Consider the following 20744-nt stretch of genomic DNA (forward strand, 5'->3'; position numbering starts at 1 on the left):
CGTCACCGGCATCTACCGCAACACCAACCGACCCACCTACGACGACCAAACCCGCCACCAAACCACCACCGCCACCCACACCAACCCACCCAACCTACAAACACTACTCAACGGCAACGACACCTGGACGGTCAGCTGAGCCTGCGCACGACCAGGTCGACCACGCGGGACGCGTCGACGTCGACGCACACGTCGACCAGCGGCCGGTTCTGCCACGCGGGCGGGGTCGCGTCGTCGGTGTCGCCGAGGTTGGGCCACGTCTTGCCGCGGCTGAAACCCTGGGTCTCCACCCGGATCGGCCACGCCTCGGCCACGCCTCGGTGCGGAAGGCCGTCGGGTCGATCAGGTACGCGACCTCGCTCGGGTCGTGCGTGTAGATCCCGTCGAGGCCGTTGGTGCGCTCCATGAACGCGCGGTACAGCGGGAGCGCGCGGGCGAGATGCCGCCCGGCGGGTGTGTCCGCGGCGGTGATCCGGTCGAGGTCAGCGCCGCGCAGGTTGGCCTTGTGCGTGACGTCGAGGCCCACCATCGTGACCGGCCACCGGGCGCCGAACACCACGTCGGCCGCCTCCGGGTCGTTCAGCATGTTCGCCTCGGCGGCCGGGGTCGCGTTGCCCGGCACCAGCGCGTTGCCGCCCATCACCACGACCTGGTCGACGAGCGTGTCGAGGTCCGGGCGCAACCGCAGGGCGAGCGCGAGGTTGGTCAGTGGGCCGACCGCGAGGATCGTCACCTCGCCGGGATGCTCGGCGACGGTCCGGCACAGGAACTCGGCCGCGCTCTCCGCAACCGGCTCGCGGGTGGGTGCCGGCAGCTCGCCGCCGTCACCCATGCCGTCCGTGCCGTGGATGTGCGGGATCGCGCCGAGGTAGGTCGACGCGACCGGATCGGTTGCGCCGCGGGCGACCGGCACGTCCGGCCGGTCCGCGACGTCCAGCAGGATCAGGGCGTTGCGGGTTGCGACGGCGGTCGCGCAGTTGCCGAACACGGTGGTGAGCCCGAGCAGGTCGAGCTCCGGGGAGGCCGCCGCGAGGAAGATCGCTACCGCGTCATCGATGCCGGGGTCGGTGTCGACGATCAGCTTCCGCGGCACCGGCTCAGCTCTTGGCGGTGGCGCGCTTGTGGTTCCAGGCGTTGAAGCCGGCGCGGGTCGCGTCCTCGGCACTCTTGAACCACACGTCGGCCTTGGTGCGGCCGAAGTAGGGCGACTCGGCGGTGTGGAAGAGCTTCGAGGACCGCTTGCCCTTGACGGTGAACTCGTCGCCCGGGGCACCGCCGTCGGCCAGCGGCTTGGCGGAGCCCGGACCGAACGGGCCGCTCTCGTCCGCGGTGGGCTCCTGCGCGGCGGCGGGCTCCTCCGGCGCCGGGTCGCCGTCGGTGGCCAGGTCGGCTTCCTCCGCGGCCTTCTTCGCTTCGGCGGTGGCCTCGGCGGCCTTCGCGAGCGCGGCGTCGGCGTCGGCCTTGCCGTCGGTGGGCTCGGCCGGCTTCTCGGCGGCGGCGTCCTCAGTGGCGTCCTCTGCGGAGGGCGCCTCCTGGCGGGCGACCGCGTCGTCCAGCGTGTTGATCGCGGGGCCGGCCGGCGGCTCGTCCTCGGGCTCGGCCGGCTTCTCGGCGGCCTCGGCCGGCTCGTCCGCCGTGGCGGGCGCCTCGGTGAGCTCGGCGTCGACCTTCGCGGACTCGGCCGCTTCGGTCTTCGCGGGCTCGGTCGCGGCCGGCGTCTCAGCGGCCGGTGTCGGCGTCGTCTGCGCTGCGGACGACGTGCGCTTCCCGAACAGTCGCTTCAACCAATTCACGGCGCCTGCCTCCTAGCGAATGGCGGTCTCCGGCTGAGTCACGATCACCGATGTGGCGGCAACAATAGGGCAACGGGTGACAGCGCTTGTTGCCGGCGTCACTCTCGGCGCAATGCGCGGTTACCGGCTCAGCCGACCGGGCGGAATCCGACCCGTTCGGCGTCCGCCGGAGTCTTGAACCACACCTCGGCCACGGTGCGGCCGAACTGCGGAGACTCCGGCGTGCAGTAGCGCAACGCGCTCACGCTGGCCTTGATCGTGAAGTCGGGCGACGGCGACGCACCGCCCGGCAGCGGCATCGCCGAGCCGGGACCGAACGGGCCGCGGCCGTTGCCGTCACGCACCCGGTGCGGGGGCGGCGGCACCGCGGGCGCGTCGCCGGCGGGCACGATCGGCTCGAACAGCGACCGGGTCGGCTCACTACTGCTGCTGGTGGTGGTGGTGCTGCTGGTGCTCACCGCGCTCGCGGCGGCAGGCTCGACGGGCGACGCCGGTGAGGTCGTCTGGACCCCGAACGGCGTGCGGCTCGGCGGCTTGCTCGGCACGCGCTTGGGTAATGGGCTCTTCGCTGGATCGGGTTGACCAGTGACCCCCGGCATGTCCGTGGGCTCCTCGGCACCCAGATGACTCAGGTCGCGGGAGGCGGGACGCCTCCCCCGGGCGGACACCACCTCGGTCTGCGACTCGGTGGTGTGTGCGGGCATGACCTCGGTCTGGCCGTGCGCACCGTGCGCCGCAGCGGTCCCCGTTGACTCAGGCTCCGGCGTCAGCAGCGAGGTTACCTCCGCCGCCCCACCGAACAGGTCCTCCGACTCGCCGGGCGCCGCATCCGGCTGGGACACCGGCAGAGACACCAGCGGGGACTCGACGGTCTGCTCCGCCGGGCGCTGCGCGTCCTCCTCGGCGAGGTCGTCCACGAGCGCGTCCGCCGGCTCGTCGGCCAGCGCGTGCGCCGGTGCGGACTCGGTCTTGCCGGCCTCGTCGATCTGCCGGATCAGCTCACCCGGGATCGGGTGGGTGCGCTGGGTGAAGACCGTGCCGCCGTCGTCCGGCTCGTCGCCCTCGACCCGGGCGAGATCGTCGACCAGGCGGACGTCGATCTCACCGGGGTCGGGTTCGCGGAGCTCGGTGGTGTGCCGCGGCTCGCCCGACTCCTCGTCACGGTCGTGGCCGAACCAACCACTGGTGTCCTGCTCCGCCGGCACCTCGGGCGGCGCCTCGAGCGCCGAGCTGAGTGAGCCGGAGCCGACGTTGAGGTACTGGGTGGCCGCGGCGTACGGGCCGTCGGCCAGCTCGGTGTCGGTGGTGTCGGTCTCGGGGGGCGCGATCAGACCGCCGCCGACGAGGAGGTCGCTGCGCATGCCGGCCGGCTGCAGCCCGCTCGCCGACCGCTCGCCAGGGGCTTCGCTGCCGGACAGCGCGTACGCCCTGGTGAGCGGTTCGCCGTCGTCCTCGTGCCCGGCCCCGGCCAGCGCGCGGCGGGTCTCGAGCTCCTCCGCGTCGAGATGCCGACGGCGGGACTCGGGGCGCTCGGGGCGCTCGGGGCGCTCGGGCTGCCGGCGCGCCCGGGCGGCCAGCTCGGACTCCAGCTCACCGACCTGTCTGCGGGCCGGGAGGGCCACCAGAGCCCAGCAGAGCAGCGCTCCGAGCAGGAAGGCCAGCGAGCTCCACAACCAGACCTGCCCAAAGATCGGCATGGGTTTACTCCCTCCGCGCGCCACCGCGACGCATGCAAGCGGTGCTCAGGCTACTGCGGTCGGTGTGACCGCCAGCATCAGCCGGTCGGTTGGGCAACTGCGACACGCTGGGTGACCACGGAGCCATTGCTCACCGGGTACGGGCTACCACGTAGCGCGCCAGCATGTCCAGTGCCTCTCTCGCGGGGCATTCGGGCAGCGACACCAGCTCGGCGCGGGCGCGGTCGGCGTACTCGGTGAGCGTGCGAACGGCCTGCTCGAGGCCGGGTGACTTCCGGAGCAGGGTCAACGCCTCGTCGACGAGATCGTCGTCGGTGATCGGGGCGGCGAGCAGCTCGCGCAGCCGGGGGTCGGGTTCGCCGCCGGTGTAGGCCGGTGACAGAGCGTAGAGCATCGGAAGGGTGAGGACGCCCTCCCGGAGGTCGGTGCCCGGGGTCTTGCCGGACTCGTCGGCCGGTGACGCGATGTCGATGATGTCGTCCGAGATCTGGAAGGCCGTGCCGATCAGCTCGCCGAAGCGGTGCAGCGCCTCGACGTGCTCGGCCGGCGCGCCGGAGAACATGCCGCCGTAGCGGCCGGCGGTGGCGATGAGCGAGCCGGTCTTCTGTCCGATGACGGCCAGGTAGTGGACGACGGGGTCGTCGCCGTCGATCGGCCCGACGGTCTCGCGCATCTGGCCGGTGACGAGCTCGCCCATGGTCTCGGCGATGATGCGTGCCGCGTTGCTGCCGAGGTCGGCGACGAGCCCGGAGGCGTGCGCGAAGAGGAAGTCACCGGTGAGGATGGCGATGGTGTTGTCCCAGCGCGCGTTGACGCTCTCCTCGCCCCGGCGCATGGTGGCCTCGTCCATGACGTCGTCGTGGTAGAGCGTGGCCAGGTGGACGAGCTCCACCGCGGCGGCCGCGGTGATCACCTCGTCGGTCACCCGCCCGGAGACGGTGGCGGACAGCAGGGTGAAGAGCGGGCGGAAGCGTTTGCCACCGGCCTTGACCAGGTGCGTCGCCGCCTCGTCGACGAACTGGACATCGCTGCGCACGACGGTGCGCAGGAGCTCCTCGACCTTGACCATCCCGTCGGTCACGGACTCGACGAGCTCGGGATCTGCCCGGTCGAGCCCGAGCGAGGCAGGCAGCCGCGGCACGGCTGGGTCGGCTGTCACGTCGGCATCGCTCCCCACTCGAACTCCTGAGGTCTCAGCCTAATATCCGGGGGATTCGGCCACGCCACGAGAGCCGCCCCGGGTGGTGCTGCTCACCCGAGTGACTCGCGGGTCCGGAACGGGGGACTCGCGGGTCCTGGGCGTTGGACTCGCGAGCTTGGCACAGCCTCGCACTGACCAACGCAACCTTAGGGGACCGTGACGGCACCCAGCCACCAACCACCGGAGGTCCGCACCATCTGCTGGAACGCAACCAACACTTAAAATCCCGGGGAGGCGGACTAGCTAGCGGAGGGCGAAGTTGCCGGCGTTCGCCCAGTCGAGGGCGAATGCGGGGATCAGGCCCAGCAGCAACGTCACCACCACGCCCAGGGTGATCGCGGCCGTCGTGAAGGCGCCGGGCACCGTCACCGTGGGGCCGTCCGGGGCGGGCTCGCTGAAGTACATCAGCACGATCACCCGCAGGTAGAAGAACGCCGCCACCGCGGACGCCACCAGGGCCACGACCACCAGCGGCGCCATGCCGTCCGACAGCGCCGCCGAGAACACCACGAACTTGCCGATGAAGCCCGACGTCAGCGGGATGCCCGCCAACGCCAGCAACAGGAACGTGAAGACCCCGGCCACCAGTGGCGACCGTTTGGCGAGGCCCGCCCACTGCGACAGGTGCGAGGCCTCGCCGTCGGCGTCGCGGACCAGCGAGATCACGCCGAACGTCGCCACCGTCGTGAAGCCGTAGGCCAGCAGGTAGAACAGCGTCGACGAGACACCCTGCGGGGTCAGCACGATCGCGCCGATCAGCAGGAAGCCGGCGTGCGCCACCGACGAGTACGCGATCATCCGCTTGATGTCGGTCTGGGTGAGACCGAGCACCGCGCCGATCACCATCGACACGATCGCGACGCCCCACAGGACACCGCGCCACTCCCAGCTCGTCGACTCCAGACCCACCGACAGCACCCGCAGGATCCCGCCGAACGCCGCGACCTTCGTGCACGCCGCCATGAACGCCGTGATCGGGGTCGGCGCGCCCTGGTACACGTCCGGGGTCCACGCGTGGAACGGACCGACGGACCCCTTGAACAGCAGCCCCACGATCAGCAGCGCCATGCCGGCGAACAGCAACGTGTCGGAGCGGTCCGAGCCGGCCGCGGCGTCCGCGATGTCCGCGAGCCGCACCGAGCCCGCGTAGCCGTACAGCAGCGCCAAGCCGTACAGGAAGAACGCCGAGGCGAACGCGCCGAGCAGGAAGTACTTGACCGCCGCCTCCTGCGACAGCAGCCGCCGGCGCCGGGCCAGCCCGCACATCAGGTACAGCGGCAGGCTCAGCACCTCGAGCGCCACGAACATCGTCAGCAGGTCGTTGGCCGAGCAGAAGACCATCATGCCGCCGAGCGCGAACAGCGTCAGCGGGAAGACCTCGGTCTGCATCTGGAACCGCGCGCCGTCGCGGCGGTTGGGGTGCGCGCCGAGCCGTTGCTCGCGGTCCTGCACGGTGCCCGGCCTGATCGCCGCCTGCGCCACGAACGCGCCGCCCGGCTCGACCGAGCGGTCCGCGATCATCAGCACCGCGCCCAGCGCCAGCGCCAGCAGCGTGCCCCACAGGAACAGCGCCGGCCGGTCGACCGCGATCGTGCTGGCGAGGGTCAGCACACCCTGGGCGGGCGCGTCCGTCACGTAGACCGTCAGCGCGAGGCCCGCGCCGACCAGCGCCAGCAGGGTGAGGAACACCTGCGCCGACCAACGCTGGTGGCGCGGCAGGAACGCCTCGATCAGGACCCCGACGCACGCGGCGCCGAGGATGATCAGCATCGGCAGGATCGCCGGGTAGTTGATCGGCGCGAGTGTTTCCTTCCCCGGCGCGTCCTGGGCGAGCGTGAGCGCAGAAGCCAGTGCGGACAACTCAGTTGCCTCCGTCCGGGAACACAGAGCTCAATGTGGCCTCGACCGACGGGGTGATCACGTCGAGCACCGGCGCCGGGTAGAACCCGATGCCCACCACCAGGACCAGCAGCGGGGCGAGCACGAGCTTCTCCCGGCCGGACAGGTCGCGGACCGCCTTCCTGGCGCCCACCTCGGGCGCCATCACGGTGCCCGGCCCGCCGGCCACGCCGCCGACGCTCGAGCCTGCGAGCAGCTCTTCGGTGACGAGCGCGTTGCCACGCACGGGCCCGTGGAACACCCGCTGGTAGAGCCACAGCACGTACAGCGCGGCGAGGATCATGCCGACCGTGCCCAGGATCGTGTACACCGGCTCGCGGCCGTAGGAGCCGACCAGCACCAGGAACTCGCTGATGAACGAGTTCGTGCCGGGCAGCGACAGCGAGGCGAGACCGGCGACCAGGAACGTCCCGGCCAGCACCGGGGTCAGCTTGGCCATACCGCCGTAGTCCGAGATGAGCGAGGAGCCGCCCCGCGCGATCACCAGGCCGATCACCAGGATCAGCATCCCGGTGGAGATCGAGTGGTTGAGCATGTACGACACCGCGCCGACCTGCGACTGCGACGTGAACGCGAAGATGCCCAGCGCGATGAACCCGAAGTGCGCGATCGACACGTAGGCGATGAACCGCTTCATGTTCGCCTGCCCCGAGGCCAGCAACGCGCCGTAGAGGATGCCGACGACCGCGAGCACCAGCACCAGCGGCGCCAGCGTCGTGCTCGCGTCGGGGAACATCGGCAGCAGGTAGCGCAGGAACCCGAAGGTCCCGACCTTGTCCAGCACGGCGACCAGCAGTACGGCGACGCCGATCGGCGCCTCGGCGGTGGCGTCCGGCAGCCAGGTGTGCAGCGGCACCAGCGGCGCCTTGATCGCGAAGGCGATGAAGAACCCGAAGAACAGCCAGACCTGTGTGGACAGTGGAGCGTCCGAGACGACCTGGACCAGGGTGGCCCAGTCGAAGGTCCCCCTGCCGAGTTCGTCGGAGGCGAGCGAGTAGCACGCGATCACCGACGCGAGCATGATCATGCCGCCGAGGAAGGAGTACAGGAAGAACTTCACCGCGGCGTACTGCCTGCGCGGCCCGCCGTAGGAGCCGATCAGGAAGTACATCGGGATCAGCATGACCTCGAACAGCACGTAGAACAGGAACACGTCGGTCGCCGCGAACACGCCGATCGTGATCGCCTGCTGCAGCAGGATCAGCGACAGGAACCCGCCGGCGCTGCGCTCGGCCGGCAGCTTCTCCGCCCAGCCCGCGCCGATCACCAGCGGCACCAGCAGGCCGATCACCGCGATCATCACCAGCGCGATGCCGTCGATGCCGAACGACAGGTGCACGCCGAACGCCGGGATCCAGTCCACCGAGAAGCTCTGCTGGAGCCGCTCCCCCGCCGGGTCGTAGGCGATCCAGGACACGATCGCGACCACGAACTCGACGACCGAGAAGCCGAGCGCGGTCTGCTTGGCGAGCTTGTCGTTGTCCCGCAGGAACGCCACCACGACGGCGCCGACCAGCGGGATCAGGAGAAGCGCGACGAGCAGGGCCGCCGAAGATGTGGAGGTCATGACTCCCCCTGTGTCAGAGCCGTGTGCGTCCCGACCGCACCCAAGGGGAACGGAACGCGAACCGGCCACAAGTACGTGATCAACAGCAACGTCTTATCCCAACGAAACCAACACAAAAAATTCCGGGGAGGCGGAACAGTGCTCATGCGTACCTCACCGCCAAGAACGCGACCAGGACCAGGATCGAGCCGCTCAGCATGCCCGCCGCGTAGGAGCGCACGAACCCGGTCTGCAAGCGGCGCATCCGTCCGGAACTGCCGCCGAGCGCGGCGGCGATGCCGTTCACCAGCCCGTCAACTCCCTTGTTGTCCACGTAGACGAGCGCGCGGGCGAGCCAGGTGCCCGGCCGGGCGACCAGAGTCTCGTTGAGCGCGTTGCCGTACAGGTCCTTGCGGGCCGCGCGGACCGGGAAGGACACCGGATCCGGCTTGGCCACCGGGACGTCCCGGCGAGCCACGACCAGGTACGCGATCAGCACGCCGAGCAGCGACAGGCCGATGGTCAGCCACGGGATGAGGCTGTGGTCGAGGACCGTGTGCTCGGCCTCCCGCAGTGCGCCCAGCGACGGCGAGAGCCACTCGGCGAGCATGTCGCCGCTGGCGAAGAACCAGCCGGCGCCGACCGAGCCGATCGCCAGGACGACCATCGGCACCCACATGACCGCGGGCGACTCGTGCGGGTGGAAGTCGCGCCCGGCTTCCGAAGACCCGCTTGCGGGGTCGAGCATCGGCACCGAAGACCCGCTTGCGGGGTCGAGCATCGGCACCGAAGACCCGCTTGCGGGGTCGAGCATCGGTGCCGACTTCAGCTCCTTCCAGCGCTTCTTGCCGAAGAAGGTCATCAGCATCAGCCTGGTCATGTAGAAGGCGGTCAGTCCGGCGGCCAGCAGCGCCGCGCCGCCGAACACCCAGCCGCGCCAACCCTCCTCGCCGAACGCCGCCTCGATGATCGCGTCCTTGGAGAAGAAGCCGGAGAACGGCGGAATGCCGATCAGTGCGAGGTAGCCGAGGCCGAACGTCGCGAAGGTGATCGGCATGATCCGCGCCAGCCCGCCGTACTTGCGCATGTCGACCTCGTCGTTCATGGCATGCATGACCGACCCGGCGCCGAGGAACAGCCCGGCCTTGAAGAAGCCGTGCGTGAGCAGGTGCATGATGCCGAGCGCGAACCCGAACGGGCCGAGGCCCACGGCCAGCATCATGTAGCCGATCTGGCTGACCGTGGAGTACGCGAGGACCTTCTTGATGTCGTCATACGCGCAGCCGATGATCGCTCCGATCAGCAGCGTCACCGCGCCGATGATCACGACGACGAGCCGGCCGTCCTCGCTCTGCATGTAGATCGGGTTGGCCCTGGCGACCAGGTACACGCCGGCGGTGACCATCGTCGCCGCGTGGATCAGGGCCGAGACCGGGGTCGGGCCCTCCATCGCGTCGGGCAACCACGCCTGCAGCGGGAACTGGCCGGACTTGCCGCAGGCGCCGAGCAGGAGCAGCAGCGTCAGCGCGGTGAGGGTGGCGGGCGAGAGCTGGTCGAGGCTCGAGAAGACCTCGGTGTACTGGGTGGTGCCCAGCTCGGCGAACATGATGAAGATCGCGAGCGCCAGGCCGACGTCGCCGACCCGGTTCATCAGGAACGCCTTCTTGGCCGCGGTGGCCGCGGACGGGCGGTTGGTGTACCAGCCGATGAGCAGGTACGACGCGAGGCCCACGCCCTCCCAGCCGAGGTAGAGCGTCACGAACCCGTTGCCCAGCACGAGGATCAGCATCGCGGCGACGAACAGGTTGAAGTACCCGAAGAAGCGGCTCCGGTCGGGGTCCTCGGCCATGTAGCCGATCGAGTAGATGTGGATCAGCGCGCCGACGCCGGTGATCAGCAGCACGAAGCTGATCGACAGCGGGTCGATCCGCATGCCGAACTCGACCTGCAGCTGGTCGACGGGGATCCAGTCGAACATCGAGACGTTCTGGACCCGCTCGCCCTCCGCCATGCCGGTGCTGGAGAACAACAGCAGCAGGCCGTAGCCGAAGGACGCGACGACCGTCAGGCAGCCGAGCAGGTGGCCCCACGCGTCGGTGCGCTTGCCGCCGAGCAGCAGCACGGCCGCACCGATCACGGGGAACAGCACCAGCAGCCACGCCGAGCCGGCGAGGCCCGAGCCTTCGGTGACCTCGGCGACCTGCTGCGCCGCCAGGTGAGTACCAGTCACGGGCTTCCCCTCAGTACTTCAGCAGGTTGGAGTCGTCGACCGAGGCCGAGCGGCGGGTACGGAAGATCGACATGATGATCGCGAGGCCGACCACGACCTCGGCGGCGGCGACCACCATCACGAAGAACGCCATGATCTGGCCGTCCAGCGAGCCGTTGATGCGCGCGAAGGTGACCAGCGTGAGGTTCACCGCGTTCAGCATCAGCTCGATGCACATGAACACCACGATGGCGTTGCGCCGCACCAGCACGCCGACCGCGCCGATCGTGAACAGCAGCGCGGAGAGCAGCAGGTAGACGGTCGGGGTCACTGTTCCGCCTCCCCGGAGTTTTCCCGCGTGGTCGCGTTGAGTTGACACTGCTGATTTGGCCAGGTGTCCGTGGCCGGCTTGCGTCCCGTTCCCCTTAGGCGCGGTTGGGAGGTCCGTTGCTTTGACACAAAACGTGTCATGACGACTCGCCTTCTCGAGAGGACGGATTCAGCGAGCGCGAGTCGGCCGCCGGCGGGGCGACGGTGGTGCGGTCGGGGTCGAACTCGTCGGCCGGGACCGACTCGATCAACCGGGACAGCGACTCCGGCGCGATCGAGCCGTCCGGCAGCAGCGCCGGGGTGGCCACCGAGGTTGAGGTGGCGAACACACCGGGACCGGGCAGCGGCGACGGGCGGTCGTGCTCGCCGCGGAAGCGGGCCTCGACCAGCTCGCGCTGGGTCTTGCGGCCACGGGTGTGCCGGTCGACGTAGCCGAGCACCATCGCGCCGACCGCGGCGGTGATCAGCAGCGCGGAGGTGAGCTCGAAGGGGAACAGCCAGTCGGTGAAGATCGACCGGCCGATGTTCTCCACGTTCCCGTTGCCGCCGTTGGCCTCGTCGCCGGTCAGCCCGACCGGGGTGACCTCGGTGAGCGAGCGGGCCAGCGCGGCGACCACCAGCGCGGCGAGGCCGACGCCGAGCACGGTGGCGGCGAACCGCTGCCCGCGCAGCACCTCGACCACCGAGTCGGAGGAGTCGCGGCCGACCAGCATCAGCACGAACAGGAACAGCATCATGATCGCGCCGGTGTAGACGATGATCTGCACGAAGCCGAGGAACGGCGCCTGCTGGACCATGTACATCACGCCGAGGCTCAGCATCGTGAGCACAAGGAACAGCGCCGAGTGCACGGCGCTCCTGGCGAAGATCATGCCGAGCGCGCCGAACAGCGCCAGCGGGCCGAGCACCCAGAACGAGATGGACTCGCCGGTGGACATCTCGTTGGCTATCCCGTTGACAGTGCCCTGCGCGAGAGCACTGCCCAGCGCGAGCACCACGGCTGTGTGGCTCACTTGACCTCCCCCTTCACCGAGTCGGGGTAGCCCCACTTGCGGGCGAGGCGCGGCGCGTCGACGTAGTAGTCCTGCTCGCTGTCGCCGAGGCGCATCGGGTGCGGCGGCTGCTCCATCCCCTTCAGCAGCGGGGCGAGCAGGTCCTCCTTGGTGAAGATCAGGTCCTGCCGGTTGTCGTCGGCCAGCTCGTACTCGTTGATCATCGTGAGCGAGCGGGTCGGGCAGGCCTCGATGCACAGGCCGCAGCCGATGCACCGCAGGTAGTTGATCTGGTAGTCCGCGCCGTACCGCTCACCGGGCGAGTAGCGGGCCTCCTCGGTGTTGTCCGCGCCCTCGACGAAGATCGCGTCGGCCGGGCACGCCCAGGCGCACAGCTCGCAGCCGACGCACTTCTCCAGCCCGTCCGGGTGCCGGTTGAGCTGGTGGCGGCCGTGGTACCGGGGCGCGGCGGGCGCGCCGGCCTCCGGGTACTCCTCGGTGACGACCTTCTTGAACATGGTCGAGAAGGTGACACCGAAGCCCTTGAACGGATCGAAGATCCCCATCAGTTCGACTCCTTCTCGGCATCGGCCCGATCGGAACCGGCGGTGCCGCTTCCACCGCCGACGGTGGCCGGCCTGCGCCGCCCCGCCCGGCCGCGGACCGCCTTGCGTCTCGGCGGCTTCGGTATCTCGAGGTCCAGCGGCGGGACCGGGTAGCCGCCGCCGGTGATCGGCACCTGGTCGCCGTCGTCGTCGGCGGGGGTGCCCCGGTCGAACACGAAGCCGAGCGCGACGATCACCAGCAGCACGATGCCGGCGTAGGTGAGGATCTGGCCGGTGGAGACCTCGGACTCGCCGCGCAGCGTACGCATGCCGGCGATCAGCACGATCCACACCAGGTTGGCCGGGACCAGGACCTTCCAGCCGATCCGCATGAACTGGTCGTAGCGGAACCGGGGCAGCGTCGCGCGCACCCAGATGAACGCGAACAGCAGCAGGAACGTCTTGGCGAAGAACCAGAGGATCGGCCACCAGCCGGTGTTGAAGTAGTTGTCGTTGATCAGCGAGATCGGCCACGGGGCCATGTACCCGCCGAGGAACAGCGTGGTGGCGAACGAGCAGACGATCACCATGTTCACGTACTCGGCGAGGAAGAACAGCGCGAACTTCATCGAGCTGTACTCGGTGTGGAACCCGCCGACCAGCTCCGACTCCGCCTCGGGCAGGTCGAAGGGCGCGCGGTTGGTCTCGCCGACCATGGACACGACGAAGATCAGGAAGCTCGGGATCAGCAGGTAGAAGTACCAGCCGCTCTGCTGGGCCGCCACGATGTCGCCGGTGGACAGCGACTGCGCGTAGAGCACCACGCCGACGATCGACAGGCCCATCGCGATCTCGTAGGAGATCATCTGGGCGGCCGAGCGCAGCCCGCCGAGCAGCGGGTAGGGCGAGCCGGACGACCAGCCGGCCAGCACGATGCCGTAGATGCCGATCGAGGAGAGGGCCAGCACCACGAGCACGCCGACCGGCAGGTCGACCAGCTGCAGCACCGTGCGCTCGCCGAAGATCGAGACCTCGGGGCCGAACGGCATCACCGAGAACGCCATGATCCCCGGGATCACCACGATGATCGGCGCGAGGAAGTACACCTTCCGGTCCGCGCCCGCCGGGATAATCTGCTCCTTGAACGGCAGCTTGATCGCGTCCGCGACGGACTGCAGGTAGCCGCCGGGGCCGACCCGGTTCGGGCCGGGACGCTGCTGCATCCGGCCGATCGCCTTGCGCTCCCAGATGATCAGGAAGATGGTCATGATCGGCCCGATGAGGAGCAGGATCACGACCTTGATCAGGATCAGCCACAGCGGGTCGTCGGCGAGAAGTTCGGCTCTAGTCATACTGTTCCGCCTCCCCGAGATTAAGACTGTGGGTTTCGTTGGGAACGGACACTCCCGTTGGCCACGTACCTGTGGCTGGCTTGCGTCCCGTTCCCCTTAGGTGCGGGTGGGGAACGCGCAGGTCTGAGACGGGGCTCTTCACACTCGCTCGCCTCCATCTGTGGTCGCGCCGGTCAGCAGGTTCTCCCCCGTGACCGTGACGACGTCGCCGTGTCCGGCGCCGAGCGTGCGCCGGGTGGTGGCCGGGCCGGAGTTCGCGGGTAGCCAGACGACTCCGTCCGGCAGGTCCGCGTGCTCGACCGGCAGGGTGATCGAACCGCGCTCGGTCGCGACAGTGACCGCCGGGTCGCCGTCGAGGCCGAGGCCGGCGGCGGTGGTGGCCGAGAGCCGGGCGACCGTGGCGCGGGCGGTGCCGGCCAGGTGCGGCTCGTCGGACTGCAGCGAGCCGTTGTCCAGCAGCTGGCGCCAGGTGGCGAGCAGCGCCTCGCCGTCGGCGAGGGTCGGTGCCTTGGCGACGAGCTCGGCGGGCGGCGGGGCCACCCGCGGCACCGCAGGCAGCCGGTCGAGGTCCGCGGCGGCCGCCTGCGGGGTCTGGGTGAACAGGTCGACGTCCATCTCGACGCCGAGGGTGTCGAGCACCCGGCAGTCCGACAGCGACCCGGGGGCCTCGAGGGTGGCGCCGAACTCGCGGCGGCGGCCCTCCCAGTTGAGGTAGCTGCCGGCCTTCTCGGCGGCGGGTGCGACCGGGAGCACCACGTCGGCGCGCTCGGTGACCGCGCTCGCACGCAGCTCCAGGCTCACCACGAAGCCCGCCTTGTCCAGGGCGGCCTCGGCGAGCTCCGGGTCGGGCAGGTCGTCGGTCTGGACGCCGCCGACCACCAGCCCGTCGAGCTGTCCGGCGGCCGCGGCGGCGATGATCGCGTTCGTGTCCCGGCCCGGCGTCGAGGGCAGCGAGCCGGCCGCGACACCCCAGGCCTTCTCGACCTCGGCGCGGTGCGCGGCGTCGGTGACCAGCCGGCCGCCGGGCAGCAGCGTCGGCACCGCACCGGCGTCCAGCGCGCCGCGCTCACCGGCCCGGCGCGGGATCCAGGCGATCCGGGCACCGGTGGTCTCGGCCAGCTTCACCAGCGCGGTGAACAGGCCGGGCACCTGGGCGGCACGCTCGCCGACCAGGATGACCGCACCCGCGGCGCCGAGCGCCTCGGCGACGTCCGGCGCGTGGCTGGGGAGACCCTCGACCGCGGCGGCCTCGCCACCGGGCGGGCAGGCGAGCAGCGTGCCGGCGGCGGGCTTGTCGACGCCGTGCGGCCGGATCGTCTTCGCCACGGCCGGGGACGTCCACTGTCCGATGTGGAACACCTTCGTGCGGCCCTTGCGGGCCGCCTTGCGCAGCCGCAGGAAGACGATCGGCGCCTCCTCCTCCGGGTCCAGCGCGACGCACAGCACCGTGGGCGCCGCCTCGATCGCGCGGAACGTCACCCCCGTGTCCGGCGTCGTGCCGACCACGGTGGAGGCGAGGAAGTCCAGCTCCTCCGTCGAGTGGGCGCGGGCCCGGAAGTCGATGTCGTTGGTGCCCAACGCGATCCGGGCGAACTTGGCGTAGGAGTATGCGTCCTCGACGGTGAGCCGGCCGCCGGCCAGCACGCCGACCCCCTTGCCGCCTCCCTTGCCACCGCGGGCCTTGGCGAGTCCCTCGGCGGCGACGCGCAGCGCGTTGGTCCACGAGGTCTCGACGAGCTCACCGGTCTCGGCGTCGCGCACCATCGGCCGGGTGATCCGGTCGCCCGCGGTGAGGTACCGGAAGGCGAACCGGCCCTTGTCGCAGATCCACTCCTCGTTGACCTCGGGGTCATCGCCGGCGAGGACGCGCATGATCTTGCCGCGCCGCCAGTCGGTGCGCTCCGCGCAACCCGAGGAGCAGTGCTCGCAGACGCTCGGCGTGGACACCAGGTCGAACGGCCGGGACCGGAATCGGTACGCCACACTGGTCAGCGCACCGACAGGACATATCTGAATGGTGTTGCCGGAGAAGTAGCTCTGTCCCCCATGGAGTCCGGACCCGGCCGCGGTTCCACGAACCTCGGCGGACGCCGCGGTCCCGATCTGCTGGTGCGCTCCGCGCTCCAGCAGGTCGATGAAGTTGTCGCCGGCGATCTCGTCGTCGAACCGGGTGCAGCGCTGGCACAGCACACACCGCTCCCGGTCCAACAGGATCTGGGTGGAGAGCGGAATCGGCTTGGCGAAGGTCCGCTTGGCCTCGACGAACCGGGAGTCGGCCCGGCCGTGCGCCATCGCCTGGTTCTGCAGCGGGCACTCGCCGCCCTTGTCGCAGATCGGGCAGTCCAGCGGGTGATTGATCAGCAGCAGCTCCATCACACCCTGCTGGGCCTTGTCGGCCACCGGCGAGGTCCGCTGGGTCTTGACGACCATGCCGTCGGCGACCGTGATGGTGCAGGAGGCCTGCGGCTTGGGCATCGGCCGGCCGCCCATCTCCACCTCGACCAGGCACTGGCGACACGCGCCGGCCGGGGCGAGGAGCGGGTGGTCGCAGAACCGCGGGATCACCGTGCCCAGCCGTTCCGCCGTGCGGATCAGCAGCTCGCCCTTGGGCGCGATGACCTCGACGCCGTCGATGGTCAGCCGCACGTGCCCCTCGGGGACGGGTGCCGTCTCTGGCTTCTCTTCGATCGCAGTCATTTAGTGAGCTCCCGCAAGCGCCGGGTTCGCCGAGACGGCCCTGTTCCGCTCGCACAGCGCGAGGAACTCGTCCCGGAAGTACTTGATACCGCTCTGGATCGGGCTGACCGCGCCGTCGGCGAGCGCGCAGAACGAGCGGCCGAGCACGTTGTCGCAGACGTCCAGCAGCGTCTCGATGTCGGACTCGGTGCCGTTGCCGGCCACCATCCGCTGCAGGATCCCGACGAGCCAGAACGTGCCCTCGCGGCACGGGGTGCACTTGCCGCAGGACTCGTGCTCGTAGAACTCGGTCCACTTCATCACGGCCCACGGCACCGAGACGGTCTCGTTGAAGACCATGACCGCGGTGGTGCCGAGGATCGAGCCGGCCTGGACGGCGCCCTCGAAGTCCAGTGGCACGTCGAGGTGCTCGGCGGTGAACATCGGGGTGGACGAGCCGCCCGGGGTCCAGAACTTGAGCGGGATGCCGTCCTTCATGCCGCCGCACAGCTCGAGCAGCTGGTGCAGCGTGGTGCCGAGCGGCGCCTCGTACTGGCCTGGCCGCTCCACGTGCCCGGAGACCGAGTAGATCTTCGGGCCCGGCGAGCGCTCGGAGCCCATGCCGCGGAACCAGTCGGCGCCGCCGTTGACGATGAACGGCACGCTCGCGATGGTCTCCACGTTGTTGACCGTGGTCGGCTCGGCGTAGAGGCCCGCGGCGGCCGGGAACGGCGGCTTGAGCCGCGGCTGGCCGCGCCGGCCCTCGAGCGAGTCGAGCAGCGCCGTCTCCTCGCCGCAGATGTACGCGCCGGCGCCGGCGTGCACGGTGATCCGCAGGTCGAACCCGGAGCCGAGGATGTTCGTGCCGAGGTAGCCGGCCTCGTGGGCCTCGCGCACCGCCGCGTTGAGCCTGCGGACGCAGTGCGGCACCTCGCCGCGCACGTAGATGAAGCAGTGGTGCGACCGCATCGCGTAGGCGGCGATGACGCAGCCCTCGATCAATGAGTGCGGGTCGGCCATCATCAGCGGGATGTCCTTGCACGTGCCCGGCTCGCCCTCGTCGGCGTTGATCACCAGGTAGTGCGGCTTGTCCTCGTTCGGCGGCATGAACGACCACTTCACGCCGGCCGGGAAGCCCGCGCCGCCGCGGCCGCGCAGGCCCGAGTCCTTGACCAGCTGGACGAGCTGCTCCGGGGTGCCGGTCAGCGCCTTGCGCAACGCGGTGTAGCCCTCGAGCTGCTCGTAGGTGCCGATCTGCCAGGAGTTCGGCGACAGCCAGCGCTTGGTGAGCACCGGGGTCACCGGGTCGGGTGTGGTGGTCTCGGCAGTGGTCACTTCTTCTCGCCTCCGCTGATTCTCGAGCCCGCAAGCGACTCATCGGTCGGAAGCGCCGGCGGGTTCTCCGGCATCGTCGGGGCGGTCCACCCCCGGTCGGCGGCGAGCTGGGCGCCGCGCAGGGTCTCCACCGCGGCCGACGGACCGTCCACATGGGACCGGTAGGTGGCCTCGTCCTCGGGGAGGAACCCGGCCAGCTCCAGCTCCACGGAGCGCAGGTCGGTCAGCGGCGCGCCACGGGTCGGCGCGGGCTTCTCGCCGCGGCCCAGCGCCTCGACGAGCTCGACCGCCGACTCCGGCGTCTGGTTGTCGTAGTACTCGTAGTTGACCTGCAGCACCGGGCCGAGGTCGCAGGCCGCGAGGCACTCGGCGTGCTCGAGGGTGATCGAGCCGGGCTCGCCCGGCCTGCCCGAGGTCTCCTCCTGCCCGAGCGGCTCGCCGTCCTCGCCGAGGTGCTCCTGCAGCGTGCGGTAGATCGCGTCGCCGCCGAGCACCGCGCACAGCGTGTTGGTGCACACGCTGACCAGGTGCTCGCCGCAGGGCTTGCGCTTGTACATCGTGTAGAAGGTGACGACCGCGCTGACCTCGGCGTTGGACAGCGTGAGCCGGTCGGCGCAGAACTGGACGCCGGCCTGGCTGACGTAGCCCTCGACCGACTGCACGAGGTGCAGCATCGGCAGCAGCGCCGAGCGGGACTCGGGGTAGCGGGCGATCAGGTCGGCCGACTTGGCCACGATGTCCGGGCCGAACACGGACACGTCCGCGGGCGTCCCGGTGACCAGCCGGTCGGTCTCCCCCTGGCTGACCGCGGACGCGGCGGCCACGTCGAGGTCCGGGCCGCCGGCCACGTGGGTCTCCCCCGCACCGACGCTGGAGCCCCCGTACGTGGCTCCGGTGGACAGTGGTTGGTTCACCGGTCGACTCCTCCCATCACCGGGTCGATCGAGGCGATGGCCGCGATGACGTCGGCGACCAGGCCGCCCTCGGCCATCGCCGGTATGGCCTGCAGGTTCACGAAGCTCGGCTCCCGGACGTGCACCCGCATCGGCCGGGTGCCGCCGTCGGACACGATGTGGTAGCCGAGCTCGCCGCGCGGCGACTCGACCGCCGAGTAGACCTGACCGGGTGGCACGTGGAAGCCCTCGGTCACCAGCTTGAAGTGGTGGATGAGCGCTTCCATCGACTGGCCCATGATCTTGCGGACGTGCTCGAGCGAGTTGCCCATGCCGTCCGAGCCGACCGTGAGCTTGGCCGGCCAGGCGATCTTGGCGTCCTCCACCATCACCGGGCCCGGCTCGATCTTCTTCAGGCACTGGTTGATGATCCGCAGCGACTGGTGCATCTCCTCGACCCGCAGCACGTAGCGCGCGTAGGAGTCGGCCGCGGTCGAGGTCGGGACCTCGAAGTTGAAGTCTTCGTAGCCCAGGTACGGCTCGGTCTTGCGCAGGTCCCACGGAAGGCCCGCGGAGCGCAGGATCGGGCCGGTGACGCCGAGCGCGAGGCACGCGTCGACCGGCAGGTAGCCGATGCCGATCAGCCGGTTCTTCCAGATCGGCTGGCCGGTGAGCAGCCGGTCGTACTCGGGCAGCCGCTTGTTCATCACCTTGACGAACTCGACGACCGCCTGCTCGAAGCCCTCCGGCATGTCCTGGGCAACCCCGCCCGGCCGGATGAACGCGTGGTTCATGCGCAGGCCGGTGAGGAGCTCCAGCAGGTGCAGGCACTCCTCGCGCTCACGGAAGCCCATGGTCATCGCGGTCATCGCGCCGAGCTCCATGCCGCCGGTGGCGATCGCCACCAGATGCGAGGCGATCCGGTTGATCTCCATCAGCATCACCCGGATGACCTGCGCGCGCTTGGGCACGGTGACGCCGAGCAGCTTCTCGACGCCCATGCAGTACGCGGCCTCGTTGAACAGCGGCGCGAGGTAGTCCATCCGCGTCACGAACGTGACGCCCTGGGTCCAGGTGCGGTACTCGCAGTTCTTCTCGATGCCGGTGTGCAGGTAGCCGATGACCGTGCGGGCCTGGGTGACGGTCTCACCCTCGAGCTCGAGCACCAGCCGCAGCACGCCGTGCGTGGACGGGTGCTGCGGACCCATGTTGATGACGATGCGCTCGTCGGTGATCGCGTCCGAGAGCGCCTCGTCCCAGTCGCCGCCGGTGACGTTGTAGATGCGGCCCTCGGTGGTCTCGCGCTCGCCCGCGTACGACTCGGTCATGACTGTTCCGCCTCCCCGGGATTAACCCTTGTGGTCACCGTGGGTTGGTGCCGTCCAGCTCGGCACGTACCGGTGGCTGGGTCGCGTTCCGTTCCCCTTGGGTGCGGTTGGCGAACACCTGACGTCGACACAGGGGATGTCCTGACCGTCGCGTGGGTGCTCACGAGTAGGACCTCCGCTGATCGGGTGGCGGGATTTCCGCGCCCTTGTACTCCACGGGAATGCCGCCGAGCGGGTAGTCCTTGCGCTGCGGGAAGCCGTCCCAGTCGTCCGGCATGAGGATCCTGGTGAGCGCCGGGTGCCCGTCGTAGACGATGCCGAACATGTCCCAGGTCTCCCGCTCCTGCCAGTCGGCGGTCGGGTAGACGCCCACGACCGACGGGCAGCGCGGCTGGTCGCCGTCCTCGGCCGACCAGTCGATGGCGACCTCCAGCCGGATGCGGCGGCGGTAGGTCATCGACAGCAGGTGGTAGACCGAGTGCAGCCGCTGCGGGACGTCCACCCCGTAGTCCACACCGGACACCGAGGCGCACAGCTCGAAGCGCAGCGCCTGGTCGTCGCGCAGCATCTTGCAGAGCGCGACCAGGTACTCGGGGTCGACGTAGTAGGTGATCTCACCACGGTCGACGGTGACCTGCGGGATCGCCTCGGCCGGGATGTTGCGCTCCCGCATCGAGGCGAGCATCTGGTCGGTGAGCTCGTCGAACCAGCCGCCGTAGGGGCGCTCGGCCGGCGCGGCCACGTGGGCCGGCAGCCGCAGGCCGCCGAAGCCGGAGGTGTCGCCGCTGCCGGACACGCTGAACATGCCCTTGCGTGCCTTGCCGGCGACCAGCGGCTCCGCCACCTCGGCGGCCGGCCGCCGCTCGACGTCACCCGGCCGTTCGGCACTGGACATCTCGCCGCCGGGTTCCGGCTTGTTCTCGGGCTTGTCGGCACTGGCCATGTCGT

Annotated in this window: 16 protein-coding genes; all 16 read right to left on the minus strand. The window is 70.2% G+C overall.

The window, feature by feature from the left end; translation table 11 throughout:
- Positions 1 to 103 precede the first annotated feature (103 nt).
- The 16 genes from GEV28_RS24950 to GEV28_RS25025 all read right to left on the minus strand — a co-directional run bounded on the left by GEV28_RS24950 (position 104) and on the right by GEV28_RS25025 (position 20739).
- Positions 104 to 1093: a nucleoside hydrolase gene (locus GEV28_RS24950; protein ID WP_291414649.1), complete on the minus strand. Its 990-nt coding sequence runs from the start codon at positions 1091 to 1093 to the stop codon at positions 104 to 106.
- 4 nt (positions 1094 to 1097) lie between these two features.
- Positions 1098 to 1793 (minus strand): hypothetical protein, encoded by a 696-nt coding sequence (locus tag GEV28_RS24955; protein ID WP_291414650.1) that lies wholly within the window; start codon positions 1791 to 1793, stop codon positions 1098 to 1100.
- Between the two features lie 128 nt (positions 1794 to 1921).
- Positions 1922 to 3490, minus strand: coding sequence for a hypothetical protein (locus GEV28_RS24960; RefSeq protein WP_291414651.1), 1569 nt, complete (start codon positions 3488 to 3490; stop codon positions 1922 to 1924).
- A 130-nt stretch (positions 3491 to 3620) separates the two neighbouring features.
- A complete protein-coding gene (locus tag GEV28_RS24965; RefSeq protein WP_291414652.1) occupies positions 3621 to 4649 on the minus strand; it encodes a polyprenyl synthetase family protein in 1029 nt (342 codons plus the stop codon).
- 285 nt (positions 4650 to 4934) lie between these two features.
- Positions 4935 to 6542: an NADH-quinone oxidoreductase subunit NuoN gene (gene nuoN, locus GEV28_RS24970; RefSeq protein ID WP_291414675.1), complete on the minus strand. Its 1608-nt coding sequence runs from the start codon at positions 6540 to 6542 to the stop codon at positions 4935 to 4937.
- A gap of 10 nt (positions 6543 to 6552) precedes the next feature.
- On the minus strand, positions 6553 to 8157 hold the full coding sequence (locus tag GEV28_RS24975; protein WP_291414653.1) for an NADH-quinone oxidoreductase subunit M: 1605 nt from the start codon (positions 8155 to 8157) through the stop codon (positions 6553 to 6555).
- 142 nt (positions 8158 to 8299) lie between these two features.
- Entirely contained in the window at positions 8300 to 10366 is a 2067-nt protein-coding gene (gene nuoL / locus GEV28_RS24980) for an NADH-quinone oxidoreductase subunit L (protein ID WP_291414654.1), read from the minus strand.
- Positions 10367 to 10376: 10 nt separating this feature from the next.
- Complete coding sequence (nuoK, locus tag GEV28_RS24985; protein WP_291414655.1) at positions 10377 to 10676, minus strand: NADH-quinone oxidoreductase subunit NuoK; 300 nt, start codon at positions 10674 to 10676, stop codon at positions 10377 to 10379.
- A 136-nt stretch (positions 10677 to 10812) separates the two neighbouring features.
- The gene (locus GEV28_RS24990; RefSeq protein ID WP_291414676.1) at positions 10813 to 11613 is read right to left on the minus strand and encodes an NADH-quinone oxidoreductase subunit J; all 801 of its coding nucleotides are present in this window, start codon (positions 11611 to 11613) and stop codon (positions 10813 to 10815) included.
- Between the two features lie 71 nt (positions 11614 to 11684).
- Entirely contained in the window at positions 11685 to 12233 is a 549-nt protein-coding gene (nuoI, locus tag GEV28_RS24995; RefSeq protein WP_291414656.1) for an NADH-quinone oxidoreductase subunit NuoI, read from the minus strand.
- Positions 12233 to 13564, minus strand: coding sequence for an NADH-quinone oxidoreductase subunit NuoH (gene nuoH / locus GEV28_RS25000; RefSeq protein WP_291414657.1), 1332 nt, complete (start codon positions 13562 to 13564; stop codon positions 12233 to 12235). Before nuoH ends, nuoI begins: the two co-directional genes overlap by 1 nt.
- A gap of 138 nt (positions 13565 to 13702) precedes the next feature.
- Positions 13703 to 16261, minus strand: a complete 2559-nt coding sequence (locus GEV28_RS25005; protein WP_291414658.1) for an NADH-quinone oxidoreductase subunit G — start codon at positions 16259 to 16261, stop codon at positions 13703 to 13705.
- A complete protein-coding gene (gene nuoF, locus GEV28_RS25010) occupies positions 16262 to 17575 on the minus strand; it encodes an NADH-quinone oxidoreductase subunit NuoF (protein WP_291414659.1) in 1314 nt (437 codons plus the stop codon).
- A complete protein-coding gene (nuoE, locus tag GEV28_RS25015) occupies positions 17572 to 18399 on the minus strand; it encodes an NADH-quinone oxidoreductase subunit NuoE (RefSeq protein ID WP_291414677.1) in 828 nt (275 codons plus the stop codon). The genes nuoF and nuoE overlap by 4 nt, the downstream gene beginning before the upstream one ends.
- Positions 18400 to 18485: 86 nt before the next feature.
- Entirely contained in the window at positions 18486 to 19796 is a 1311-nt protein-coding gene (locus tag GEV28_RS25020) for an NADH-quinone oxidoreductase subunit D (RefSeq protein WP_291414660.1), read from the minus strand.
- A 160-nt stretch (positions 19797 to 19956) separates the two neighbouring features.
- The gene (locus GEV28_RS25025) at positions 19957 to 20739 is read right to left on the minus strand and encodes an NADH-quinone oxidoreductase subunit C (RefSeq protein WP_291414661.1); all 783 of its coding nucleotides are present in this window, start codon (positions 20737 to 20739) and stop codon (positions 19957 to 19959) included.
- Between the last annotated feature and the right edge of the window lie 5 nt (positions 20740 to 20744).

Origin of the sequence: Actinophytocola sp. (assembly GCF_009379765.1) — a bacterium.
Lineage (GTDB): Bacteria > Actinomycetota > Actinomycetes > Mycobacteriales > Pseudonocardiaceae > Actinophytocola.